General features: G+C 64.3%; 23 protein-coding genes and 1 pseudogene. 7 read left to right on the forward strand and 17 right to left on the reverse strand.

The features are described 5' to 3' along the window. Positions 1-63: 63 nt before the first annotated feature. A complete protein-coding gene (locus tag ASD12_RS18090; RefSeq protein ID WP_056588887.1) occupies positions 64-354 on the reverse strand; it encodes a DUF1127 domain-containing protein in 291 nt (96 codons plus the stop codon). A 274-nt stretch (positions 355-628) separates the two neighbouring features. Here ASD12_RS18090 and ASD12_RS18095 point away from each other — a divergent pair, with 274 nt between their 5' ends. The 3 genes and pseudogenes from ASD12_RS18095 (at position 629) to ASD12_RS18105 (ending at position 4357) form a co-directional block, all read left to right on the forward strand. Further along, positions 629-1585, forward strand: a complete 957-nt coding sequence (locus ASD12_RS18095) for a LysR substrate-binding domain-containing protein (RefSeq protein WP_056588890.1) — start codon at positions 629-631, stop codon at positions 1583-1585. A gap of 83 nt (positions 1586-1668) precedes the next feature. Then, entirely contained in the window at positions 1669-3234 is a 1566-nt protein-coding gene (xseA, locus tag ASD12_RS18100; RefSeq protein ID WP_056588893.1) for an exodeoxyribonuclease VII large subunit, read from the forward strand. A 4-nt stretch (positions 3235-3238) separates the two neighbouring features. Beyond that, a pseudogene (locus ASD12_RS18105) lies at positions 3239-4357 on the forward strand (P1 family peptidase). A 71-nt stretch (positions 4358-4428) separates the two neighbouring features. Here ASD12_RS18105 and ASD12_RS18110 read toward each other — a convergent pair. The 11 genes from ASD12_RS18110 to ASD12_RS18160 all read right to left on the reverse strand — a co-directional run bounded on the left by ASD12_RS18110 (position 4429) and on the right by ASD12_RS18160 (position 14827). Continuing rightward, positions 4429-4683 carry a DUF768 domain-containing protein gene (locus ASD12_RS18110; protein ID WP_056588896.1) on the reverse strand — a complete coding sequence of 85 codons (255 nt, stop codon included), beginning with the start codon at positions 4681-4683 and terminating at the stop codon, positions 4429-4431. 469 nt (positions 4684-5152) lie between these two features. Continuing rightward, positions 5153-6151, reverse strand: coding sequence for a N(2)-acetyl-L-2,4-diaminobutanoate deacetylase DoeB (doeB, locus tag ASD12_RS18115; protein WP_056588901.1), 999 nt, complete (start codon positions 6149-6151; stop codon positions 5153-5155). Positions 6152-6156: 5 nt separating this feature from the next. Then, on the reverse strand, positions 6157-7335 hold the full coding sequence (gene doeA / locus ASD12_RS18120; protein ID WP_056588903.1) for an ectoine hydrolase DoeA: 1179 nt from the start codon (positions 7333-7335) through the stop codon (positions 6157-6159). A 38-nt stretch (positions 7336-7373) separates the two neighbouring features. Further along, positions 7374-8366, reverse strand: a complete 993-nt coding sequence (gene eutC, locus ASD12_RS18125; RefSeq protein WP_056588907.1) for an ectoine utilization protein EutC — start codon at positions 8364-8366, stop codon at positions 7374-7376. Beyond that, on the reverse strand, positions 8363-9355 hold the full coding sequence (gene eutB / locus ASD12_RS18130) for a hydroxyectoine utilization dehydratase EutB (RefSeq protein WP_056588998.1): 993 nt from the start codon (positions 9353-9355) through the stop codon (positions 8363-8365). The genes eutC and eutB overlap by 4 nt, the downstream gene beginning before the upstream one ends. Before the next feature lie 5 nt (positions 9356-9360). Next, positions 9361-10140, reverse strand: coding sequence for an ectoine utilization protein EutA (gene eutA / locus ASD12_RS18135; protein WP_056588910.1), 780 nt, complete (start codon positions 10138-10140; stop codon positions 9361-9363). Positions 10141-10143: 3 nt separating this feature from the next. Beyond that, positions 10144-10803, reverse strand: a complete 660-nt coding sequence (ehuD, locus tag ASD12_RS18140) for an ectoine/hydroxyectoine ABC transporter permease subunit EhuD (RefSeq protein WP_056588914.1) — start codon at positions 10801-10803, stop codon at positions 10144-10146. Beyond that, on the reverse strand, positions 10803-11462 hold the full coding sequence (gene ehuC, locus ASD12_RS18145; protein ID WP_056588919.1) for an ectoine/hydroxyectoine ABC transporter permease subunit EhuC: 660 nt from the start codon (positions 11460-11462) through the stop codon (positions 10803-10805). The genes ehuD and ehuC overlap by 1 nt, the downstream gene beginning before the upstream one ends. Positions 11463-11593: 131 nt before the next feature. Beyond that, on the reverse strand, positions 11594-12445 hold the full coding sequence (ehuB, locus tag ASD12_RS18150; protein WP_056588923.1) for an ectoine/hydroxyectoine ABC transporter substrate-binding protein EhuB: 852 nt from the start codon (positions 12443-12445) through the stop codon (positions 11594-11596). 87 nt (positions 12446-12532) lie between these two features. Next, the gene (ehuA, locus tag ASD12_RS18155) at positions 12533-13318 is read right to left on the reverse strand and encodes an ectoine/hydroxyectoine ABC transporter ATP-binding protein EhuA (RefSeq protein WP_056588926.1); all 786 of its coding nucleotides are present in this window, start codon (positions 13316-13318) and stop codon (positions 12533-12535) included. Positions 13319-13441: 123 nt separating this feature from the next. Beyond that, on the reverse strand, positions 13442-14827 hold the full coding sequence (locus tag ASD12_RS18160) for a PLP-dependent aminotransferase family protein (RefSeq protein ID WP_056588929.1): 1386 nt from the start codon (positions 14825-14827) through the stop codon (positions 13442-13444). A gap of 83 nt (positions 14828-14910) precedes the next feature. Between ASD12_RS18160 and ASD12_RS18165 the strand changes: the two genes are divergently transcribed. From ASD12_RS18165 to ASD12_RS18180, 4 genes are all read left to right on the forward strand, one after another. Next, positions 14911-15402 carry an Lrp/AsnC family transcriptional regulator gene (locus tag ASD12_RS18165; RefSeq protein WP_056588932.1) on the forward strand — a complete coding sequence of 164 codons (492 nt, stop codon included), beginning with the start codon at positions 14911-14913 and terminating at the stop codon, positions 15400-15402. A 131-nt stretch (positions 15403-15533) separates the two neighbouring features. After that, a complete protein-coding gene (locus ASD12_RS18170) occupies positions 15534-17027 on the forward strand; it encodes an NAD-dependent succinate-semialdehyde dehydrogenase (RefSeq protein ID WP_056588935.1) in 1494 nt (497 codons plus the stop codon). 37 nt (positions 17028-17064) lie between these two features. Continuing rightward, complete coding sequence (locus ASD12_RS18175) at positions 17065-18444, forward strand: aspartate aminotransferase family protein (protein WP_056588938.1); 1380 nt, start codon at positions 17065-17067, stop codon at positions 18442-18444. A gap of 42 nt (positions 18445-18486) precedes the next feature. Then, on the forward strand, positions 18487-19557 hold the full coding sequence (locus ASD12_RS18180; protein WP_056589001.1) for an alcohol dehydrogenase family protein: 1071 nt from the start codon (positions 18487-18489) through the stop codon (positions 19555-19557). Between the two features lie 16 nt (positions 19558-19573). On the opposite strand, the gene ASD12_RS18185 is transcribed toward ASD12_RS18180, so the two are convergent. Genes ASD12_RS18185 through ASD12_RS18205 form a run of 5 tightly spaced genes read right to left on the reverse strand, consistent with a single transcriptional unit; the run spans position 19574 to position 24047 of the window. Continuing rightward, a complete protein-coding gene (locus ASD12_RS18185) occupies positions 19574-20620 on the reverse strand; it encodes an ornithine cyclodeaminase (RefSeq protein ID WP_056588941.1) in 1047 nt (348 codons plus the stop codon). Between the two features lie 6 nt (positions 20621-20626). After that, positions 20627-21280 carry an FMN-binding negative transcriptional regulator gene (locus ASD12_RS18190; protein ID WP_056588943.1) on the reverse strand — a complete coding sequence of 218 codons (654 nt, stop codon included), beginning with the start codon at positions 21278-21280 and terminating at the stop codon, positions 20627-20629. Between the two features lie 4 nt (positions 21281-21284). Further along, positions 21285-22166, reverse strand: coding sequence for a branched-chain amino acid ABC transporter permease (locus ASD12_RS18195; protein ID WP_056588946.1), 882 nt, complete (start codon positions 22164-22166; stop codon positions 21285-21287). A 5-nt stretch (positions 22167-22171) separates the two neighbouring features. Beyond that, entirely contained in the window at positions 22172-22876 is a 705-nt protein-coding gene (locus ASD12_RS18200) for an ABC transporter ATP-binding protein (RefSeq protein ID WP_056588949.1), read from the reverse strand. Positions 22877-22880: 4 nt separating this feature from the next. Then, positions 22881-24047 carry an ABC transporter substrate-binding protein gene (locus ASD12_RS18205; protein ID WP_056588951.1) on the reverse strand — a complete coding sequence of 389 codons (1167 nt, stop codon included), beginning with the start codon at positions 24045-24047 and terminating at the stop codon, positions 22881-22883. Positions 24048-24098 lie beyond the last annotated feature (51 nt).

Here is a 24098-nt window from a genome sequence, read left to right on the forward strand (position 1 = left end):
CATACTTTTCAGTCGCGTCGAACCTCGAAAAGGTTCACGGCAACCCAAACAACAAGCGACAGATCAGGCCACCTTGCGGGCGATGTCCTCGATCGTCTCGACGCGATCGCTGGCGATTTCGCGCAACATCGCCGTCGGGTCGCGACCAAACGGCACGTCGATGGCGACATGCAGGTCGGCGCGCGTCAGGCCGATATCGGCAAGTTCGGCATCCGACATCTCGCCAAGGCGGTAGAAGGCGCGGCGGTTTTTCCAGGCGCGGTAGATGTTGGAGACGGCGTTTGCCACGCGCGTCGCAACGGCCGGACGCGAGGTGATGCGCGAGGTCTCGGTGGCGAAATCAAACGTGGTCATTGTCGGTCTCCTTCAGACTGCCGCATGACCCCGAACCGGAGGTTCGGAAAAGGATCATGCGCAAATCAAAGTTGCTACAGCGTCCTTTGCGCGTCCAAAGGACGCGCGGCGCTGTAGGGCGGGCGAGACCAGGCAATCGGCGCTGGCAACAGCGGCGGTTCCAGTCCCAATTGACATGCTTTCGTGTGGACAATGCGAATTTGCCATGATGCGATTGATTAATCCAACGAATGTTTCTAATCTTTAGCATCAACACTAGTGATGGATTGGACCGATGAAAGCGCCGCTCGATCTCGATCAGTTGCAGACCTTCATCTCGATTGCCGATACCGGCAGCTTCACACGGGCGGCCGAAGAGGTGCACCGGACCCAGTCGGCAGTGTCGATGCAGATGCGCCGGCTGGAAGAGCGGATCGGCAAGCCGCTGTTCGAAAAGGACGGGCGTACCAACAGACTGACCGAGGAAGGCGACAAGCTGCTCTCCTACGCGCGGCGACTGCTCTACCTCAACCGCGAAACGCTGGCTGCTTTCGACGACCGGCGGCTCGAAGGCACGATCCGCATCGGCACGCCCGACGACTATGCCGACCGTTTCCTGCCGGAGATCATGGCGCGGTTCACGCGCTCCAATCCGCGCGTCGAACTGACCGTCATCTGCGAGCCGACGCCGGGGCTGGTCGAGCATATCAAGCGCGGCAATCTCGACCTCGCGCTGGTGACGCACAACGACGTACGCGGCCAGTCGGAGGTGGTGCGGCGCGAGCCGCTGCTGTGGGTCACCTCGGCCAACCACGCGACACACGAGCAGGAAACACTGCCCATGGCCTTTGGCCGGCCGAACTGCATCTGGCGGCGCGCCGCCGTCGATGTGCTCGACCAGCAGAACCGCGACTATCGCATCCTGTTTACCAGCTTCTCGGCAACCGTCATCACCGCCGCCGTGCTTTCTGGCCTGGCGATCTCGGTGCTGCCGGAATGCGCGCTGCGGCCCGGCATGCGGGTGCTGGGTGAAGCCGACGGCTTCGGCGCCCTGCCCGACTGCCGCATCGGCATCATGCGCGGCCAGACGTCGCGGCCGGAGATCGTCGATGCGCTCGCCCGCCATATATCGGAAAGCCTGGACAATATTTCGGTGCCGATCAGCGAAGACACTGGGACATTCGACTTCGCAGCCCTCGCCTTCACCAAGCTGCGGCGAACCAAGCCGAACCAGATCCTGCCCGGCTGGTAGGCAGGGTCAGATATGCGGGTTATGAACGCCTGGCCCGACACGGCCACCTTGACGCGGGCGCCCAACCATCCCCCAATCGGCCGATGAGCGACGCAGCATCCGAATCACGCACCAACGCCGCCGAATACACGGTGAGCGAGATTTCCGGCGCACTGAAGCGCACGGTCGAGGACGTCTTCGGCAATGTGCGGGTGCGCGGCGAAATATCAGGCTATCGCGGGCCGCATTCCTCCGGTCATGCCTATTTCGCGCTGAAGGACGACCGCGCGCGGCTCGACGCCGTAGTGTGGAAAGGCACGATGAGCCGGCTGAAGTTCCGCCCCGAGGAGGGGATGGAAGTGATCGCCACCGGCAAGCTCACCACCTATCCCGGCAAGTCCAACTATCAGATCGTCATCGACAATCTGGAGCCGGCAGGCGCCGGCGCGCTGATGGCGTTGCTGGAAGAGCGCAAGCGGCGGCTGCAGGCTGAGGGCCTGTTCGACGCCGGCCGCAAGCGATTGCTGCCGTTCATGCCGCGCGTCATCGGCGTCGTCACCTCGCCGACGGGGTCCGTCATCCGCGACATCATCCACCGCATCAAGGACCGGTTTCCGCTGCATATACTGGTCTGGCCGGTGCGTGTGCAGGGCGAGACGTCAGGCGCGGAAGTGGCTGGCGCGGTCAACGGCTTCAATGCGCTGGCATGGGATGGCGCCATCCAGCGCCCCGATCTGCTGATCGTGGCGCGCGGTGGCGGCAGCCTCGAAGACCTCTGGGGCTTCAACGACGAGGCCCTCGCCCGCGCCGTCGCCGCCTCCGGCATTCCGGTGATCTCGGCTGTCGGCCACGAGACGGACTGGACGCTGATCGACCTCGTCGCGGATGTGCGGGCGCCGACACCGACGGGTGCGGCCGAAATTGCCGTGCCGGTGAAGGCCGACCTCGAAGCGATGCTTGCCAGTCTCGGCGCGCGGCTCAAGGCGGCGGTCCTGCGCAATTTCGAGCGCAAGCGGCAGGCTGCCCGTGCGGCTGCCCGCGCACTGCCCTCGCCCGATCAATTGCTGGCACTGCCGCGCCGACGCCTCGATGAGGCGACATCCAGGCTCGGTCGGGCGCTGTCCGTCAGTGTCGACCGCAAGCGGGCGCGGCTGCAAGGCCAAAGGCTGACGCCGGCCACGCTGTCGCGGCGCATCAATGAAGCGCGCACGCTGACCGGCCGCGACCTCGCGCGAGCGCAGGCGGCGTTTTTTGCCATAGTGCGCGAACGACGCGCGCGATTCTCCCGCACCGCGACGCGGCTGTCACCGGCACCGATCGTACGGCGCCAGAAACTGCTGGGGGACACGCTGGCGGCGCTGGCGCGGCGGCAGGATCGGGTGATCTCGGTGCGGTTGGAGCGCCTGCGCGGACAATTGAACCAGGCCGACAGACTGCTTGCCACCCTGTCGCACAAGGCCGTTCTGGCACGCGGCTTTGCCCTGGTGAAGGATGCCGACGGGATGGTAATCAAGCAGGCGGCCGATGTGGCATCGGGCATGGTGCTTTCGCTGGAATTCGCCGATGGCACCGCCGATGCGGTAGCAACCAGCGGTGCGGCGAGGCCAAAGCCGGTTGCCAAGCCGGCAGCCAAGGCCAAAGAGCCAGGCAATCAGGGATCCCTGTTCTGACACCATGACCGACAATCCGAACCATCTGGCAACGCCCTTAGGCAAACCGCGCGCGCGAAGTTTTGGCATCGGCTTCGACGGGAGCCCCGGGTCGTTCAACGCGATCACCGATGTGCCCGGGGTTGCGGTCGGTTATGCGACGCTGATTTCCGGCGATGGCGCGCTCGTCGTCGGCCAGGGTCCGGTGCGCACCGGCGTTACCGCCATCCTGCCCAGGCGGCGCGCCGATCTTGCCACGCCGGTCTTCGCCGGCATCTTCAGCCAGAACGGCAATGGTGAACTGACCGGCTCGCACATCGTCGAGGAAACCGGCGCTTTCAACTTCCCCATCACCATCACCAACACGCATTCCTGCGGTGTCTCCCGCGACGGCACGCTGCGCTGGATGCAGAGCGTGCTGCCGGCGGCACTCGACAGCGGCTGGGGGCTGCCGGTGGCGGCGGAGACCTATGACGGCTTCCTCAACGACATCAACGGCCACCATTTGACGTCAGAGCATGTCGCCCAGGCCCTTGACCGTGCTGCCAGCGGACCGATCGAGGAAGGCAGCGTCGGCGGCGGCACCGGCATGATCACCTTCGGCTTCAAGGCCGGGTCCGGCACCGCATCGCGCATCGTTGAATGGCACGGCCGCACTTAGACGGTCGGTGCCTTCGTGCAGTCGAATTTCGGCAAGCGGCACAATTTTACCGTCCGCGGTATGCGCGCCGGGCCGGAACTCGTCGAACCGGCGGTCCGCGAAGGCACGCCGCGCGCTGAAAAGGGTTCGATCATCGCCGTCATCGCCACCGATGCCCCGTTCCTGCCGCATCAGATGAAGCGACTGGCCCGCCGGGTGCCGCTTGGCGTCGCCATGACCGGCGGTTTTGGCTACCACAGTTCAGGCGACATTTTTATCGCCTTCTCGACCGCCAATGCGAGCGCGGCGCTTTCGCCATCCGGCCGCATCGCCAGCGCCGATTTTATTCCGGACACTGACATCGATCCGTTTTTCGATGCGGTGATCCAGACCGTGGAGGAAGCGATCCTCAACGCATTGGTCGCCAATGACGACATGACCGGGCGCGACGGAAACTTCGTGCCGGCGCTGCCGAAGGCGTGGCTGAAAGAAAAATTTGGCTGAAAGCCATCGCTGAAACGAAAAACGCGGGCCAAGCAAGCCCGCGTGTTTCGGATGGAGTCGCTTTTATGCGGTCATTCCGCGGCTTTGCTGGATGCCTGCTGCTGCTCGTCGGCCTCGGCCGCTTCCTCGAGCCGAGAGGCGATGAGTTCCTTGATATCGCCGACTTCTTCCTGGATGTCCTCCAGCGGGATGCCGACCTCCGCCGCCTTGGCAGCGCATTCCTTGGCCAAAGTCTCAGCCTGCTTGTCGATCCTGGCCTGGGATGACTGGCAATGGACCTTTTCGCCAATCCATCCCCGCAAAAACTCGATCGCGTGTTCACTCATACTGCTGTTCCCTGGCGGCAAAGCCGGTTGGTAATCACAAACGTCGACATCCCACAAAGGATGCATGCCCCCATTCGAGCCGAGTCGCGGTCAGCCGGCAAGCCGATGCCGTCCAAGGTCCACAGAGCCATAGGAAATCGAGGGGTCAAGAGCATTTTCTGATTCTGGGGGGTCGGTACCGTTGGCTGGGCCACGCCCAGCTCTGCGCCACTGTTTCTACTTGCTTTTTCCGGTTTCCGAGCCGATTTTCGTCACAATAGATGGCGCAACACACAACAAATTTACAGTTGCTTCGCGGCGCAAACCCTCAGGCGCGCGGGTCGAAGCCGCCGGTATATAGTGTCATCCTCATGCGATGTCGACTCCGCTCGCTATCCTGCTTCTTTCCGCCGCGCCGGAAGCTCCGCGCAGGGCGCAGAGCAAGTGATGATGGAGTTGACCGTGCGGAGCACGGCCTTGGCGGAACCGCTCAGGCGTGCACCGCCACTACCGCCGCGCAGTCCCCGGCCTTGACCAGGCCGGGGAAATGCCGCGCCGCCAGTATGCCCGACATTTTTGCCCGAACCTCCTGTGGAGCGACGCCGGTGCGGCCGGTGGAATGAATGCGGGCCAGCACTGCGCCTTCTTCGACGGGCTCACTGAGATCGACCATGGTTTCGATCATACCGTCATCCTCGGCGAACGAGAAACAATCGCCGGACGGCATGTCGAGCCACTGGGTTCGAGTCTTCTCGACTGCACCATCGACAATGCCGGCATGACGCAGCACATTGAGAATCCCGCGACGCGCGATCCGCACGGTTTGCGCGCGCGACGTGCCGCCGCCGCCAAGCTCGGTGCTGACGAAGACCTTGCCCATCTCTTCGGCAGCGGTGTCGTACATGCCGACGGCGTCGATCTCGATCATGCGCATCGAGAACGGCGCGGCGAAGGCCGCCACCGCGTCGAAGGCTTTCCGTTCCAGCGCCTTGTCGGGCAGCGTGTGCGCGGCGCAGAACGGCACGAAGTCCAGCGTCCTGCCGCCGGAATGGAAGTCGAACACGATGTCCGCGCGGGGAAGTAGCTCACGCTGGAAATAATCAGCGATCTTTTCGGTCACCGTTCCGTCCGGCCGACCGGGAAAGCTGCGGTTCATGTTGCCCTTGTCGATCGGCGAGGTGCGTGTGCCGGCGCGGAAGGCCGGATAGTTCATCGCCGGCACGATGATGACCGTGCCGCCGACATCTTTCGGGTCGAGCGTGCGGGCAAGATCGTAAAGCGCCAGCGGCCCCTCATATTCGTCGCCATGGTTGCCGCCGGAAAGCAGCGCCGTCGACCCCTTGCCGTTGCGGATGACACAGACCGGGATCATCACCGAGCCCCACGCCGAGTCGTCACGGCTGTAGGGCAGACGCAGGAAGCCGTGCTGGACGCCATCCTTGTCGAAATCGACGGTCGGTGCGATTGGCGATGGGCGGAGGCTAGACATCGGGCTCAATTCTTCACCACCAGTTTGCGCGGCACATTGGCCAGGCACTCTACAGCGGTTTCGGTGATCAGGATGGACTCGGTGATTTCCAGTCCCATCGTCTCCAGCCACAGGCCGGTCATGAAATGGAAGGTCATGCCGGGCCTGAGCTCGGTGCGGTCGCCGGGGCGCAGGCTCATCGTGCGCTCGCCCCAGTCCGGCGGATAGGAAAGACCGATCGAGTAACCGGTGCGGTTGTCCTTGACGATGCCGTATTTCTTCAGCACGGCGAAGAAAGCGTTGGCGATGTCCTCGCAGGCGTTACCGGGTTTCGCCGCGGCCAGGCCCGCTTCCATGCCTTCCAGCGTCGCCTTCTCGGCATCGAGGAACTCCGGCGTCGGCTTGCCTAGGAAGACCGTCCGAGACAGCGGGCAGTGGTAGCGGTTATAGCAGCCGGCGATCTCGAAGAAGGTGCCCTCGCCGCGCTGCATCGGTCTGTCGTCCCAGGTGAGATGCGGCGCCGAAGCGTCGGCGCCCGACGGCAGCAGCGGCACAATCGCCGGATAGTCGCCGCCAATGCCGTCGACGCCGCGCGTGCCGGCATCATAGATTTCGGCGACGAGATCGCATTTGCGCATACCGACTTCGATCTTGTCGACGATGCGCTGGTGCATGGCTTCGACGATGCGGGCGGCCTTGCGCATATAGTCGATCTCGGTAGGGCTCTTGACCGCGCGCTGCCAGTTGACCAGCGCGGTGGCGTCGACGAAGCGGGCATTGGGCAGATGCTTCTGCAGCGATGCGAAGGCGGCGGCCGAGAACCAGTAATTGTCCATCTCGACGCCGATGGTCAGCTTGCCCCAGCCGCGATCGGCAAGCACGCTGGACAGAAAGTCCATCGGGTGGCGCTCGGTCGACTGCACATAGTGGTCGGCATAGCCGACGATGTTATCGTGTGCGAGATAGGCGGTGCGCTTGGCGCCGTTGGCGTCCTGGCCGCGCCCGTACCAGACCGGTTCGCCAGATGGCGGCACGATGACGGCCTGATGCACATAGAACGACCAGCCGTCATAGCCGGTCAGCCAGGCCATGTTGGAAGGATCGCTGACAACAAGAAGGTCGACCCCCTTCGCTTCCATGGTTTTGCGCGTTTTGGCGAGGCGTTCCGCAAATTCGCCGCGCGAGAATTTCAGGTTCGGTTGCATTGTTCTTGGTCCTCGTTTGTTGGGCCTCGCGGCCGGTATCAGCTTTCGAAAATGGTTCCCGCCTTCACCGCCCGCGCGCGGTCTCGAGCGAGCGTGGCAATCGCCGTGTCCTGGACGCCGGTGCCGGTGAGATCGGCGATGGTAATGTCGCTGGCCGAGCGCCGGCCATGTTTTGCGCCGGCGATGATCTGGCCGAGTTCGGTCACATCCGCATCTCCAGCCATCACACCGGCGGCGATGGCATGGTGCAGTTCGCCCAGGCGCCGCGTCTGGCGGGCGCTGTCGGCGACATAGAGATCGGCCATGCGCAGGATTGCCGGTGCGATCTCGTTCTTGTGCTCGGCGTCGGAGCCCATCGCGGTGATGTGCTGACCTGCGGAAACAAACCCCGCCTTGATCAGCGGCTCGGTCGCCGGCGTGGTGGTGACGATGATGTCGGCGCCGGCAACCGTGTTTGCGGCATCGGATTGGGCGCGCACGACGATGCCGAGCTTTTCACGCAAGGCGGCGGCGGTCACCTGCGCCTTGACCGCATCGCGCGCCCAGATACGCGCCTCGGTGATCGGCCGCACCAGCATGAGTGCTTCGAGCTGCAAGCCGGCCTGCACGCCAGCGCCGAAGATCGCAGCGACAGACGAGTCCTGCCGCGACAGATGTCTCGCCGCGACCGCACCTGCGGCGGCTGTGCGGACATCGGTAAGATAGCCATTGTCGAGCAGCAGCGCCTCGACCAGACCAGTTTTGGCCGACAGCAGCACCATCATGCCGTTGACGCTGGGCAGGCCGAGCTTCGGATTGTCGAAGAAGCCGGGGCTGATCTTGATGGCGAAGCCGTCGATGCCGGGCACATAGGCGGTCTTCACATCGACCTCGCCGCGATGCTCGGGAATGTCGAGCCGCAGGATCGGCGGCATCGCTACCGGCAGAGTTGCGAGCGCGCGGAACGCGTTCTCGACGCAGGCAACGGCATCGGGATCGAGCGTCACGATCGTGCGCAATTCTCTCTCGGTGAGGATCGTCATCCGGCTCATGCGGCACGCTCCTTAAGCGACGGCGCCTCGCCGCAGACGAGTGTGCGGTGCGCGTCCATATCGATGTTGCGGCCGGAAAGCAGAACAACCACTGGACCGCTCGCTTTGACCTTGCCGGCGAGCAGAGCGGCGATGCCGACCGCGCCGGCGCCCTCGACGATCTCACGCTCCCGCGCATAGGTGTGACGGATGCCGGCGGCGATCTCGTCTTCACTGAGCAGGACGACATCGTCGAGCAGGTTGCGGCACATGGCAAAGGTCAGCCGGTTGTCGAGGCCGATGCCGCCGCCGAGCGAATCCGCCAGCGTCGGCAATTCCTCCACCAGCACCGGGTGGCCGGCATCGAGGCTCGCCTTCATCGCCGCACCGCGCGCCATCGAGACGCCGATGACTTTTGTCCGAGGGCTGACGCCTTTAATGGCTGCGGCAACGCCGGAGGCGAGCCCGCCCCCAGAGAGCTGGACCAGAACGAGAGCAGCGTCCGGGACCTGCTCGATCATCTCAAGCCCGAGCGTGCCTTGCCCGGCGATGATGGCGGGATGGTCGAAGGGCGGCAGCGTGACCAGCCCCTCCTGCTTCACCAGCCGATCGACCTCCTGCTGGGCATCGTCCTGGCTGTTGCCGACAATGCGGATCTCCGCGCCAAGCCGGCGGATTTCTTCGAGCTTGTTTTCTGGCACCAGCCGCGACATGCAGATCACCGCGCGCATGCCTTCGAGCCTCGCCGCATGCGCCAGCGCCCGGCCATGATTGCCGGTCGAGGCCGCGACTACGCCGCGCGCTTTCTCCTCGGCACTCAACGAAGCCACGGCATTCGAGGCGCCGCGCAATTTGAAGCTGCCGGTGGTCTGCCGGTGCTCGAGCTTGAGATGAACCAGTGCGCCCAGCCTTTCGGAAAGGCTCTGGGATAGCGCGGTCGGCGTGCGCTCGACCTTGCCGGCAATGCGCTCTCGCGCGGCGCGAATGTGCTCAAGGGTGACATGTTTCATGATCATCAATCGCGCGGCAAGGGCAGCGTCATCAGACGGCCGAATTCGGGATGGGCCGTCTCGTCGCCGCAAAGCCGCAAACAATTCCAGGCGCTCGCCTGGTTGCTGGTGACCACGGGACGGTCGATCGCCTTTTCCATGCCGGTGACCGCGAGCGCACCGCGCAGCGCCGTGCAGGACACGAACAGCGCATCAGCACTTGCGTCGGTCACGTCACGCGCCAGTTCGACAAGCGATGCCGGTGAGATGCGCGCCATCTCGCGGTCGTCCTCGAAGCCGAGACAGGTGAAGCTGGCGATGTCGAAGCCGCGCGCCGCGAAATAGGCGGCCATCGGCCTGGATGTCTCGACGGTGTAGGGGGTGAGGATGCTGATCTTGCTTGCGCCCAGCGCACGCAGTCCGCGCACGCCCGCCATCGGCGGGGTAACGACTGAAACACCGGGCTTGGCGGCCTGGATCGCCGTCTCGATCTCGGCATCGCCGATCACCACCGACGCCGAAGTGCAGGAATAGCAGATGGCATCGAGTGGCTCGTCCGGAAGGATCAGGGCCGCGCCCGCCGTCAGCGCCGGCTGCATCTTGCGCAGGTTTTCCGGCGTCGTCGGGTTGGCGTAGGGAATGCGCGCGACATAGACGCCGATCCGCTCGCTCGCCACCATGCGGCGGAAATCCGGTTCGCTGGTGTGGTCGGTGGCCAGGATGATCAGGCCGACGCGCCGCTCCAGCGGGCGCGCGTCCAGCGCCGGCCGTTTCGGATAGACCTTGATCTCGGGCGAGGGTTTCATCGGCTACCTCTCGATCTTGCCGTAGCGACGTTCCAGCCAGCGCAACAGCACGACCGAAAACAGACTGATGACGAGGAAGAAGGCGCCGACCAGCGTGATCGGCTCGATATAGCGATAATAGGTGTTGGCGACGCTTTTGGCCTGGTTCATCAGCTCCAGCACGGTGATCGCCGACAGCAGCGGCGTTTCCTTGAACATGGCGATGAAATAATTGGCCAGGGCCGGGATCATCGGCGGAATGGCCTGCGGAATGATGATGTGGGTCCAGGTCTGTCTTGCGCTGAGATTGCAGGCCTTGGCGGCCTCCCATTGGCCGCGCGGCACATTGTCGATGCCGGCGCGGTAGACTTCCGCCGTGTACGTGCCGTAGTGCAGCCCGAGCCCGATGACACCGGCGACCAGCGGCGGCAACAGGATGCCGATGTCGGGCAGCACGTAGAAGATGAAATAGAGCTGCACCAGCAACGGCGTGCCGCGGATGAACTCGGCGAGAAAGCCGACTGTGCGCGACAACGCCTTGTTGGGCGAGCGGCGCGCCAGCGCGATGCCCAGCCCGACGATCGCCGCCAGCACCGAGCCGAGCAGTGTCGCCAGGATGGTGATCTTCACGCCCTGGATCAGCGTTGGCATGATTTCCCAGACGAAATTCCAATCCCATTCCATCAGGCACGCACCCCATCGAGGCCGCGTGCCATGCGGCGTTCCAAGGAGCGCACGCCCCACGAGATGAGCAGCGCAAGGATGAAATAGATGATCAGGATTGTGGTGAACGGCACCAAGGTGTTGCCGGTCTGCGCACGCACCACCTGCGCCTGGAAGGTCAGATCGGTGAGCGAGATCAGCGACACCACGGCGGTCGCCTTGAGCAGTTCGATGGCGTTGTTGCCGAAGGTCGGCAGCATCACCAGCAGCGCCTGCGGCAGTATGACGTGGCGCATGCCTTGCCAGCGGCCCAGATTGAGCGCGGTGCAGGCCTCGTATTGCTCGCGGCCGATCGACTGGATGGCGCCGCGCACCACTTCGGCGGCGTAGGCGCCTACATTGAGGCCGAGCGCCAGCACGCCGGCCTGCAACGGCGTCAGCGAAACGCCGATGAAGGGCAGCACGAAATAGGCCCAAAACAACTGCACGAAGATCGAGGTGCCGCGGAAGAATTCGATATAGGCGGTGGCCAGCGCGCGCAGCACGAAGAAGCGCGAGAGCCGCCCCATTCCGGCGAGAAAGGCCATGAACAGGGCAAGCACCGACCCCATCAGCGTCAGCTCGATGGTGACAAGCGCTCCCTGCAATATCAGGCCGAAATAGCCGGACCACTGGGTCATTGAGGTTCCACGTTGGGTTTAGCCGGCAGGCAGATGAGGGGCGGCACGAACCAACGAAAGCATGGCGCCGCCCCTCATCCGTCACTTCGTGACACCTTCTCCCCGTGACCGGGGAGAAGGGAAAAGCGCGCCTACTTCGCCGCGCAGAGCTTGTCGCGCGTCGTCGACATCGCGGCTGCCGCCGAGAAGCCGTAGGGCTCGATGATCTTGGCGAACTCGCCCGATGTCTTCAGCTTGGCCAGTTCGACGTCGAAGGCATCGCGCAGCGCCTCGTCGCCCTTCTTGAAGGCGGCGCCGTCGCAATAGACCGGCGCGCCCTGCACCGGCGCGATGACTTCGAGGTTTGGATCGGCGGCCTTCTTGACCAGATCATTGATCGACAGAACCGGCAGCGAATAGGCATCGATGCGACCGTCCTGCAGCATCTTCACGCCGCTCTGGCCGTCCGGCACGACAATGACACGCTCGCGCGGCACGCCGGCGTTGAGCGCCAGCTTCTCCTCCGTGCCGCCGCCGGGCGCACCGATCGTGGCGGTCGCGTCCTTGGCGACGTCCTCATAGCTCTTGAAGCCTTTCGGATTGCCCTTCTTCACCAGCATCGCCTCTGCGTCGCATAGCACCGGCTCGGAATAGACAACGGCGGCGCAGCGCTCCGGTTTCATGAACAGGCCGGCGGTGACGACATCGAAGCGGCCGGCCTGCAGACCGGGGATCATGGCGCCATATTCAGAGATCGAGGCAACGATGTCGGCGACGCCGAGGCGCTTGAATATCTCGCGCGCCACATCGGGCGCGGCACCCGAAACCTTGCCGTCGGCGGCGACCGCCGTATAGGGCGGCTCGTTGGCGATGGCGACGCGGGCAAAGCCTTGTGCCTTGAGTTGCTCGAGTTTGCTGTCGTCAGCCGAACCTGCGCTCGAGGCGGCCAGCACCGCCGTCAGTGCAAGACCGGCAACGCCGGCCAGAATGCTAGGTTTGTTCATTGTTCCCAACTCCTTGTTTCTTGTCTTGCTTTTGTTACGGGCGGCCTCACCGCCCCTGACGGCGGCCTTGCCGCCTCGGCATTACGGTCAGACGCGATGTCCGGCCGCGATGATCTTCTTCAGGAAGCCTTGCGTACGCTCCTGCTTGGGATGACGGAAAATCTCGTCAGGTTTGCCTTCCTCGACGATTTTGCCACGATCGAAGAACAGCACCCGGTCGGCGAAGTCGTGGGCAAAACCCATCTCGTGGGTGACCAGAAGCATGGTCATGTCGGTCTCGGCGGCGAGCTTGCGCATGACGTTCATCACCTCCTCGACCAGTTCCGGATCGAGCGCCGATGTCACCTCGTCGAACAGCATGATCTTCGGCGATAGCGCGAGCGCCCGGGCGATCGCCACGCGTTGCTTCTGCCCACCGGACAGCTGTGCCGGCATATTTTTGGCCTTGTCGGCCATGCCGACCATCTCGAGCAGTTCCATCGCCCGTTTTTCGGCGGCGGCACGCGCCGTACCCTTGGTCAACATCGGCGCCAGGGTCACATTGTCCATGACAGATTTGTGTGGAAACAGGTTGAACAGTTGGAAGACCATGCCGATCTTCTGTCGCATTCTTGTCAGGTGCCGCTCGTCGGCGGGCAGCAGCTGACCATTGCGCTCCATGTGGTAAAGCTGCTCGCCATCGATCTGGATATGACCGCCATCGATGCGCTCCAGCGTCATCAGGATGCGCAGGATCGTCGTCTTGCCCGAGCCCGATGGGCCGATCAGCGCCAGCTTCTCGCCAGGCATGACCTGCATCGACAAGCCGTCCAGCACTTTGAAAGTGCCGAAGCTTTTGGAAATGGCGTCGATCTTGATGATGGGCGTGGGCACTTCAGTTCCCCGTCCTGGAGAGGTCTATGCTCTAACGATGCGGAACGCGCCAAATCATGTCAATTGGGAAAATAATATCATGACAATTATTCTGATTCCGCACAGTTTCCGCGCAAACCGGGCCTAGATAGCGAGCAGCAGATGTTCCGGATCGCCGAGCAAAAGCTTGGTGACAACGCCGAGGCCGGCGCGCAGTTCCCCTTCGGTGGTCGAGCCCAACGAGATGCGCACCGCTGGATGCCAGGGCGCATCCGAGATGCGGAAGGATGTGCCGGGTGCAATCGCCACGCCCTGCAGGCGAGCCTGGGCGACAAAGCTCTCCTCGGAGCGGTCGGCCGGCAGTTGCAGCCAGACATGCAGCCCGTCGCGCCGGGCGCGATAGTCCACACCCGCCAGTACTTGCGCCGCGATATCCTGCCGCCGCCGCAATGCCGCGCGTTGCCAGTGGACAAGCTCCATCGCCGTGCCGTCGGTCACCCATTTGGTGGCGATCTCGGCCACCAGCGGCGTCGCCATCCAGTTCGAGACCAGATGCCGGTTGGCGACGGCCGCGACATAACGGTCGGGCGCCGCGAGATAGCCGATGCGCAGGCCGGGCACCGTGATCTTGGTGAAGGAGGTGACGTAGAGCGTGCGCTCCGGCGCAAACGCGGCAACCGGCGGCGGCCGGTCTTCGACCAGGGGACCCAGCACATCGTTCTCGATGATGGCGATGTCGTGCTTGCGCGCCACAGCCGCGATCTGCTCCCGCCGCGCCGCATCCATCAGCGTCGCCGTTGGGTTGATCACCGAGGGCTGCACGAACACGGCGCGGATGTCGGAAAGCCGGCAGGCCTCGTCCAGTGCTTCCGGGATCAGGCCATTGCAGTCGATCGGCAGCCCCTCGAGGTTGAAGCCGAGATAGCGTGCAAGCGGCACCAGCGTGTGGTGGCCGATCGCCTCGGTGGCGACCGTCGAGCCGGGCGGCGCGACGCTCATCAGCGCCACCGTCATGCCGGCGGTGGCGCCGTTGGTCAGGCTGATGTTCTGCGCGGAGATGTCGAGCCCGCACAGTTTCAGCCATTCGACCGCCACCGCGCGATGGCGTGGAAACACCATGTTGGGGCGGAACGAAAGTGCTGAACTCGACGGAAGGTTCTCGGCCAGCCAGCCCAGCGCCTGCTTCAGCCGCTCCAGATGCATCGGCTCGCAGACCGGTTTCAGGATCGACAGATCGATGACTTCGCCGAGCCGCTCTGGCAGATAGGGTGGTTCCGGCTCGCGGCGCTGCGTCTGGACGAAGCTGCCACGACCGATCTCGCCAGAAATCAGGCCTCGCCGGATCAGCTCCTCATAGGCGCGGCCGACCGTTTGCACCGAAAGCTTGAGGTCGTCGGCCAGCCGGCGGTGGGTCGGCAGCCGTGCGCCATTGGCAAGACGCCCGTCATGGATGGCGCGCGCGAACTGGTCGGCCAGCGATTGATAGGCCGGCCGCCGGATGAGCGCGGGATCGGGTTGCCACAATGTCATGACTTATTAGAGATCGAAATCAGTGCAATTGACAATCGAAATAATGCGCCGTCATGGTGCGGTGGACGAAAAAGTGGACGCCGATGAACGCTGCGAGACTCGACCCGATCGACCTGAAAATCCTCGACGCCATCCAGCGCGACGGACGCATCACCAAGTTGGCGCTGGCAGAACAGGTCGGCCTGTCGCCGACCCCGTGCTGGATGCGGCTGCGCAAGCTGGAAAAGGCCGGCATCGTCGCGGGCTACCACGCCAGGATCGCCATGCGTGTCGTGGCACCCGTCGCCACCGTGCTGATGGAGGTGACGCTGGCCAACCACCGCCAGGCCGATTTCGAGCGCTTCGAGCGCGTCATTCGCGACATTCCCGAGATCGTCGCCTGCTGGTCGGTGGGAGGCGGCGTCGACTATGTGCTGAAGGTGATGACACGCGACATCGACGCCTATCAGCGGCTGGTCGACGGCTTGCTGGACCGCGAAATCGGCATCGACCGCTACTTCACCTACATCGTCATCAAGACGGTGAAGGACGAGATCGCGCTGCCCATAGCCGACCTGCTGCCGGCGTCGGCTTAAGGACCGGAGAGATCGTCTGCCGAGGCGACGCAATAGAGAGAGTCTCTCTACTCCGAGGCATCCAAACAGCCTCTCTGTCTGCATCGGGCGGATAATCTTCCCGCATCAGTCCGAACCGGGAGGCCTCGACCATGTCCGCGCATTTCGCCCGCTCGCATCGCCATGAAGCGCTCGACGGCCTCGCCGACCGCCGGCTGCTGCGCGAACTTGCCTATGTCGACGGCCACTGGACAGCGAGCGAGGCTGCCGAAAGTTTCGAGGTAACCGATCCGGCCACCGGCACGACTGTCGCTTTCGTCGCCGCGCTCGATGGCCGGCAGACGACAAAGGCGATCGATGCCGCCGCGCGCGCCTTTCCGGCCTGGCGGGCGCTGTTGCCGCAGGAGCGCTCGAAAACCTTAAGAAAATGGTTCGAGTTGATCGTCGGCGCCAAGGATGATCTGGCCCTGCTGATGACACTGGAACAGGGCAAGCCGCTGCAGGAATCGCTGGGCGAGATCGACTACGCCGCCTCCTTCGTCGAATGGTATGCCGAAGAAGCAAAACGCCTGAACGCAGAGAGCATCACCAGCCATCTGGCAGGCGCCGAAATGATGGTGCGGCGCGAGCCGCTCGGTGTCGTCGGTGTCGTCACGCCTTGGAATTTTCCGTCGGCGATGCTGACCCGCAAGGCAGCCGCCGCCCTTGCCGCCGGCTGCACCATCGTTGCGCATCCGTCCTCGGAAACACCGCTATCGGCGCTGGCGCTGGCCGAACTCGGCGAACGCGCCGGCCTGCCCGCTGGCGTCTTCAACATCATCACCGGCAAGGCTTCGACCATCGTCGGCCGGCTGTGCGAAGATCCGCGCGTTCGCGCCATGAGCTTTACCGGCTCGACCGAGATCGGCAGGCTGATCGCCGCGCAAAGTGCGCCGACAATGAAACGGCTGGTGATGGAGCTTGGCGGCCACGCGCCGCTGATCGTCTTTGCCGATGCCGATCTGGAGAGAGCCGTGAGCATCGCTATCGACGCCAAATTCGCCACATCGGGCCAGGACTGCCTCGCCGCCAACCGCATCTATGTCCAGCGTCCAATCTACGAGCGCTTCTGCGCCGCTTTCGCCCAGCGCATCGAGGCGTTGCGCAGCGGCAATGGCCTTGCCGGTGACACCGACATCGGGCCGCTGATGCATGAGCGCGCAGTGAAGAAGGTCGAGGAACAGGTCGCCGATGCGCTCGCCCTTGGCGCGCGCTGCCTCACCGGCGGCGGGCGGCATCAGGCTGGTCCCCTGTTCTACCAGCCGACGCTGCTGGCCGATGTCAGTGACGAAGCGCTGATCATGCGCGAGGAGACCTTTGGTCCGGTCGCCGCCGTAACGCCGTTCGACAGCGAGGACGAGGTGATCGCTCGCGCCAATGCCACCGAATATGGCCTCGTCGCCTATGTCGTGACCGAGAACGGCGCCCGCCAGCAACGTATGGGCCGTGCGCTCGACTACGGCATGGTCGCCATCAACCGCGTCAAGATCACAGGCGCGCCGATACCGTTTGGCGGCGTCAAGCAATCCGGCATCGGCCGCGAAGGCTCGCGCCATGGGCTCGAAGCCTTCACCGATCTCAAATATCTTTGCCTCGATGTAGCCTAAGCTGCGCCGAAATCGTCCCTTTGTCAGGAGTCAAAAAATGCTCGACCAGTCCAACGAACTCGCCGCCTGGGATCGCGATCATTTCTTCCATCCCTCGACCCATATGGGCACGCATGCGCGCGGTGAATCGCCGACCCGCATCATGGCCGGCGGTGAAGGCGTCACCGTCTGGGACAACAATGGCAAGAAGAGCCTCGATGCCTTCGCCGGCCTCTATTGCGTCAATGTCGGCTATGGCCGCCAGAAGATCGCCGATGCCATCGCCGCCCAGGCGAAGAACCTCGCCTACTACCATGCCTATGTAGGCCACGGCACCGAGGCCTCGATCACGCTGGCCAAGATGATCATCGACCGCGCGCCGAAGGGCATGTCGAGGGTCTATTTCGGCCTGTCGGGTTCGGATGCCAACGAAACCAACATCAAGCTGATCTGGTACTACAACAATGTGCTCGGACGGCCGGAGAAGAAGAAGATCATCTCGCGCTGGCGCGGCTATCACGGCTCGGGCGTGATGACGGGATCACTGACCGGGCTCGACCTGTTCCACAACGCCTTCGACCTGCCGCGCGCGCCGATCCTGCACACCGAGGCGCCCTATTACTTCCGCCGCGCCGACCGCTCGATGAGCGAGGAGCAGTTTTCGCAGCATTGCGCCGACAAGCTCGAGGAGATGATCCTGGCCGAAGGCCCGGAAACGGTCGCCGCCTTCATCGGCGAGCCGATCCTCGGCACCGGCGGCATCGTGCCGCCGCCGGCCGGCTATTGGGAGAAGATCCAGGCGGTGCTGAAGAAATATGACGTGCTGCTGGTCGCCGATGAAGTGGTGACGGGCTTCGGCCGGCTGGGCACCATGTTCGGCTCCGACCATTACGGCATCAAGCCGGACCTGATCACCATCGCCAAGGGCCTGACCTCGGCCTATGCGCCGCTGTCGGGCGTCATCGTCGCCGACAAGATGTGGCAGGTGCTGGTTGAGGGCTCCGACAAGCTCGGCTCGCTCGGCCATGGCTGGACCTATTCGGCGCATCCGATCTGCGTTGCTGCTGGCGTCGCCAATCTCGAACTAATCGACGAGATGGACCTAGTGACGAATGCCCGCGAGACCGGCGCCTATTTCCGCGCCGAGCTGGCCAAGGCGGTCGGCGATCACAGACACGTCGGTGATGTGCGCGGCGACGGCATGCTGGCGGCGGTCGAGTTCGTCGCCGACAAGGACGACCGGGTGTTCTTCGACGCTTCGCAGAAGATCGGACCACAGGTGGCGACGGCACTTGCCGCCAGCGGCGTCATCGGCCGCGCCATGCCGCAGGGAGACATCCTCGGCTTTGCCCCGCCGCTCTGCCTGACGCGCGAAGAAGCCGACACCGTGGTGGCCAAGACGGCGGACGCGGTGAAGAGCGTGTTTGCCAATCTCTGAAATCGACCTGTGAACGCCGTGACCGAAACCCTCCCCGCCACCATGGCCGCCGTGCTGCTCACCGGGCACGGCGGACCGGAAAAACTCGTCTACCGCAGCGATGTGAAAGTGCCCGCGCCTGCTCCTGATGAAGTGCTGGTCAAGGTCAGCGCTTGCGGCATGAACAACACCGATGTCTGGGTGCGCCAGGGCGCCTATGGAACGGAGGAGGATGCTGCCGCGGTGTCGACCTGGCGGCGCCAGGGCAACACGCTTGTTTTCCCGCGCATCCAGGGCACCGACACAGTCGGCACCGTCGCCGCGGTCGGCGAAGGCGTTTCGCCTGACCGTATCGGCGAACGGGTGATGGTCGATTTCTCGATCTACAACCGCGACGACGATTCGCTCGCCGACATCGACTATATGGGCCACGGCCGCGACGGCGGCTACGCCGAATACCAGGCCGTTCCGGCCGAGAACGCTCATGTCGTCGATACCGAACTGACCGACGTCGAACTCGCCACCTTCTGCTGCGCCTACCTCACTGGCGAACAGATGCTGGAGCGCGCCGCGCTCAAGGCCGGCGAGCGCGTGCTGGTCACCGGCGCCTCGGGCGGTGTCGGTTCCGGCATCGTGCAGCTGGCTCGGGCGCGCGGCGCCATTCCCTATGCCGTCGTCGGCAAGGGCAAGGAACAGGCAGTGCTCGACATCGGCGCCGAGGCTGTCATCACCCGTGGCGTTGCCGACCTCCCGCAAGCCGTGAACGAGGCGACCGGCGGCCAGCCGATCGATGTGGTGGCCGACCTCGTCGGCGGCGCCGTCTTCAACGACCTGTTGCGCATCCTGCGACCCGAAGGCCGCTATACCACCGCCGGGGCAATCGCCGGCCCGGTCGTGCAGCTCGATCTCAGGACCATGTATCTGAAGCAATTGCAGCTGCATGGCTCGAGCCAGGGCACGCGCGCCGATTTCCGCCGCATCGTTGGATACATCGAGGCGAAGAAAATCCGGCCGCTGGTCGGCGGCGTCTACAAGCTCTCCGATTTCCACCATGCGCAGGCGGATTTCATCGCCAAGGATTTCGTCGGCAAGCTTGTGGTGGTGCCGGATGCAATGTGGGGTTCGGCTATCTGAACAACCCGACTGTGCCTCAACCCTGCTGGGCCGCTCTCAGCAGCATGCCGAACAGGTCGCGCGGCTCGTCGGGGTCGGCCAGCATGTCGAGTTCCTGGTAGAGGCCGGTCGAGCGCAGCTGATCCCTGACATAGCGCAGCGCCGAGAAATCCTCGATGGCGAAGCCGACCGAATCGAACAGCGTGATCTGGCTGGGATCGCGCCGGCCTTGCACTGCGCCTGACATCACCTGCCACAGCTCGGTCACCTTGTGATCTGGCGCAAGCTGCTGGATCTCGCCCTCGATACGGGTCTGTGGCGGATATTCGACGAAGATGTCGGAGCGCAGCAGGATGTCGTGGTGCAGTTCGGTCTTGCCGGGACAGTCGCCGCCGACCGCGTTGATGTGGACGCCGGAGCCGACCATGTTGTCGGTGAGGATGGTGGCGTACTGCTTGTCGGCGGTGACGGTGGTGATGATGTCGGCTCCCTCGACCGCCTCCTGCGCGGTGCCGCAGGCGACCATGTCGAAGCCGAGCCCGGCGAGATTGCGGATGCATTTTTCGGTGGCCGTGCGGTCAATGTCATAAAGCCTCAGCCTGTCGACGCCGAGCATCGCCTTGAAGGCCACCGCCTGGAATTCGGCCTGGGCGCCGTTACCGATCAGCGCCATGCAGCTGGAGCCGGTCGGCGCCAGGTACTTGGCAGCCAGAGCCGACATCGCCGCCGTGCGCAGCGCGGTCAGGATGGTCATTTCGGATAGCAGCACAGGATAGCCATTGTGGACATCGGCGAGCATGCCGAAGGCGGTCACCGTCTGGCGGCCCTCGCGCATGTTCTTGGGGTGGCCGTTGACATATTTGAAGCCGTAGACCTCGCCGTCGCTGGTCGGCATCAGCTCGATGACGCCCTCGGCGCTGTGCGAGGCGACGCGCGGCGTCTTGTCGAACAGTTCCCAACGGCGGAAGTCGTCCTCGATGTAGCCGGCAAGTTCGACGAGGAAGCGCTCGACGCCGACCTTCAGCACCAGCTTCATCATGTGGTCGACGCTGACGAAGGGGACGATGTTGAGATTGGGAATCATTTTTTCTTATCCTTGCCGCATGCAGGTGGTCAGTCCTTGGCGATGCGCGTTGTGTGCCTTCATCATCGTTGCCAGCGCTGGATCGTTTTGCTCCAGCGCCCTGATGGCTCCGCTTGTGTCGTAGAGGCGCTCATCCTGCCCCATCTTGAACTTGGCTTCTAGCCGTTCGATCGGCAGGTCGAAGCCGAGGATATGCGGTATGCGCCGCTCCATGCCGCCGGGTCCCAGTTCGCGCATCCGCCAGCGGTCGTCGCGATCTTTTTCGAGCATGTCGACAAGCTGAAGCAGATGTCTTGCGGTGGCGTGATCGTCGAGCGTAACCGGCCTGCCATGGCAATGCACGACGGCGAAATTCCAGGTCGGCGCGCTGTCGCGCACTGGGTTGCGCGGATACCAGGACGGCGAGATGTAGCCATGCGGGCCGTGAAAGATGGCGACCGTCTCCCTGCCCTCGGCAATCAGCGCGCTGTGCGGATTGGCCCTGGCGAGATGCGAGACCAACGTTCCGTTTTCACCGCGCATGGGATCAAGCACGAAGGGCAGATGCGATACGGCGAGGCCCTGCGGTCCTGACGTCACCGCCGTCGCAAAGGCCGCGGCTTCGATCAGGCCGAACACCTCGTCGCGCGACAGCGGCGCAAATTCAGGCTTGCTGTACATCAGGTCAGCTTCGCTGGGCGCGAACCGCCGGGATCAGGCCTTGCGGGCGAACCAGCAGCACGGCGATGACACCCGACAGCACGATGGCGTCGCGATAGGGCGCGATCGCACCGGGCAGTGTCGCCTGCAACAGCACCTCGATGATGCCGAGCAGGAAGCCGCCGGCGACCGCACCCGGCAAGCTGCCCAGCCCGCCGACGACGGCCGCGATGAAGGCCTTCAGCACGGGCGTGAAACCCATCAGCGGATCGACCGAGGCACGCTGCGCCACCCACAGCATGGCCGCCAGCCCGGCGAGCAGGCCGGAAAGCAGGAAGGCGGTGGCGATGATGCGGCTGGCCGGAATGCCCATCAGGCGCACGACGTCGAAATCTTCCGCCGCGGCGCGCATCGCCGTACCGGTCACCGAGCGGCGCAGGAAGACTTCGAGCGCAATCAGCGCCAGCGCCGAGACAACGATGGAGATGCTGGGACCAACGCCGATGGTGAAATCGCCGAAGGAGAAGGCGCCGGTCATCCAGCCGGCCATGGCGACAGCCTGCGGCCGCGCCGAAATGCCGTTCTGGAAGACGACCTTCAACAGGCTGGAAACGGCGAAGCTGGTTAGCAACAGACTGGTGACGCTGGCGCCGCGCATCGGCCGGAAGGCGATGCGCTCCATGGCGACAGCGGCGAGCGCGCCGCAGGAAACGGCGACAAGCACCGCCACCGGGAAGGGAAAGCCGAGCACCAGCGAGGCCAGCAGCGCATAGCCCGACAGCGTCATCAGCTCGCCATGGGCGAAGTTGATGAGGCCGACGATGGAAAAGACGATGGCCAGCCCGAGCGCCAGCAAGGCATAGACGCCGCCGAGGCTCACTGCATTGATGATCTGCTGCGCGATCATGCTTCTTAAGCTCCCAAATAGGCTTGGCGGACGAGGTCCGAGGAGGCGAGTTCTTTCGCCGTGCCCGACAGCACCACCTCGCCATTGGCGAGCACGACGGCGCGGTCGGCGATTTCGAGCGCGAGCGCCACATTCTGTTCGACCAGAAGGATGGTCAGGCCCTTGCGGCGCAGTTCGGCGATCAGGTCGAAGACGGTGTCGATCAGTTGCGGCGCAAGGCCGAGCGAGGGCTCGTCGAGCAGGATCATGCGCGGCTTGCCCATCAGCGCGCGGGCGATGGCCAGCATCTGCTGTTCGCCGCCCGACAGATTGCCGCCCTTGACACGGTAATAGCGGCGCAGGATCGGGAACAGCTCCAGCATCTCCTCCTCGCGCAGCCGCGCCTCGGCCGCCGGCTGATGCACCGCGCCGCCGAGACGCAGATTGTCGGCCACCGTCAGGCTGGCGAAGATGCGGCGGCCTTCGGGAACCAGCGCGACGCCTTTGCGGGCGATCGCCTCCGGCGCCAGCCCGGTGATGTCGACACCATCGAAGATCACCTTGCCGGACGCCGCCGGCACCAGCCCGGCGACGGCGCCGAGCGTCGAGCTCTTGCCGGCGCCGTTGGCACCGACCAGCGCGATGATCTCGCCGCTGTCGACGGTGAGGTCGACGCGGCGCACCGCCTCGACTTCGCCGTACCGGATTTTCAGGGCTTCGACGCTCAGCATGACATCACGGCGCGGGAACGTCGGCGGCGTCGGGGATCAGGGTCTGGACATGCTTGCCCTCGCCGCCCTCGTAGCGCATCAGCGCCACTGGCCGCAGCGGCATGCGGTCGGTACCGGCATAGGTGATCTTGCCGGTGATGCCATCGAAATCCTTCAAGCCGGCGATGGCGTCACGGATCGCCTTGGGGTCGTCGGAACCGGCCGTCTTGACCGCCTGGTCGAGGATCAGTCCGATCTCGTAGCCATTGACCTCATAGGTCGATTCCGGTGCGTGGCCGGCATATTTGGTGAAGGCGGCATTGAAGGCTTCGAGCTTGCTGCCCGGCTCGGCATAGCCGGCCGAGGTGTAGACGACGCCATCGACCAATTTGCCGAGCGCCTTGATGGTCGGCGTGCCTATGGCATCGGCGCCATAGACCGGGATGGTGACGCCGGCGCCACGCAACTGCTGCATGAAGGCTGGGAAGTCGGGCTCATAGGCCGCCGTCATGATCAGGTCCGGCTTGTCGGCCAGGCCCTTGATGTTGGTGATCTCGGCAGAAAAATCCGGCTGGCCCATGCTGAAGGTGCCGCGGCCGACAATAGCGCCGCCCTTTTTCTCGAACACCTTGCCGAAATATTCCGGCAGGTTGGCGGTGTAGGTGGAGTCCGGCGAGGTCAACAGGAACACCTTCTTCTTGCCTTCGGAAACGGCGAAGTCGGCGACCGCCGTCGCCTGCACATTGTCGGCCGGATAGGTGCCGAACATGACGTCGCCGACCGCGCCGGTCAGCACCGGGGCGGAGCCGCACAGCGTCAGGGTCGGAATGCCGAGCGGCTGGGTGAGCTGGCCGGCGGAAATCGAGGGATCGGCATCGCAGGGCGTGATCATGATCTTGGCGCCGGCATCGATCAGCTCCTGCGCGACAGTGGCGGTCTGTGCGGTGTCTGAGCGCGTATCCTTGATCAGCAGCTTGACGGTGTATTTGCCGCCGAGCCCGCCCTTGGCGTTGAGTTCGTCGAGCGACATGCGTAGGCCGGCAAGTGCCGGCTGGTCGTAAGGGGCAAGGCCGCCGGTCTGCGCGGTCGCGGCACCGATGATGATCTCCTCGGCACTGGCCGTCGAAATGGCGGCGATGCCGAACACGGCCGCGCACAGGGCGGCGCGATGGAGTCGATAGAGGCTTGGCATGTCGGTTCTCCTTCTGGATTTCTTATGGTTGGTTGGATTGCTTGTCGTTGC

The sequence above is a fragment of the Mesorhizobium sp. Root102 genome (genome assembly GCF_001425625.1).
In the GTDB taxonomy this organism is placed as follows: domain Bacteria; phylum Pseudomonadota; class Alphaproteobacteria; order Rhizobiales; family Rhizobiaceae; genus Mesorhizobium.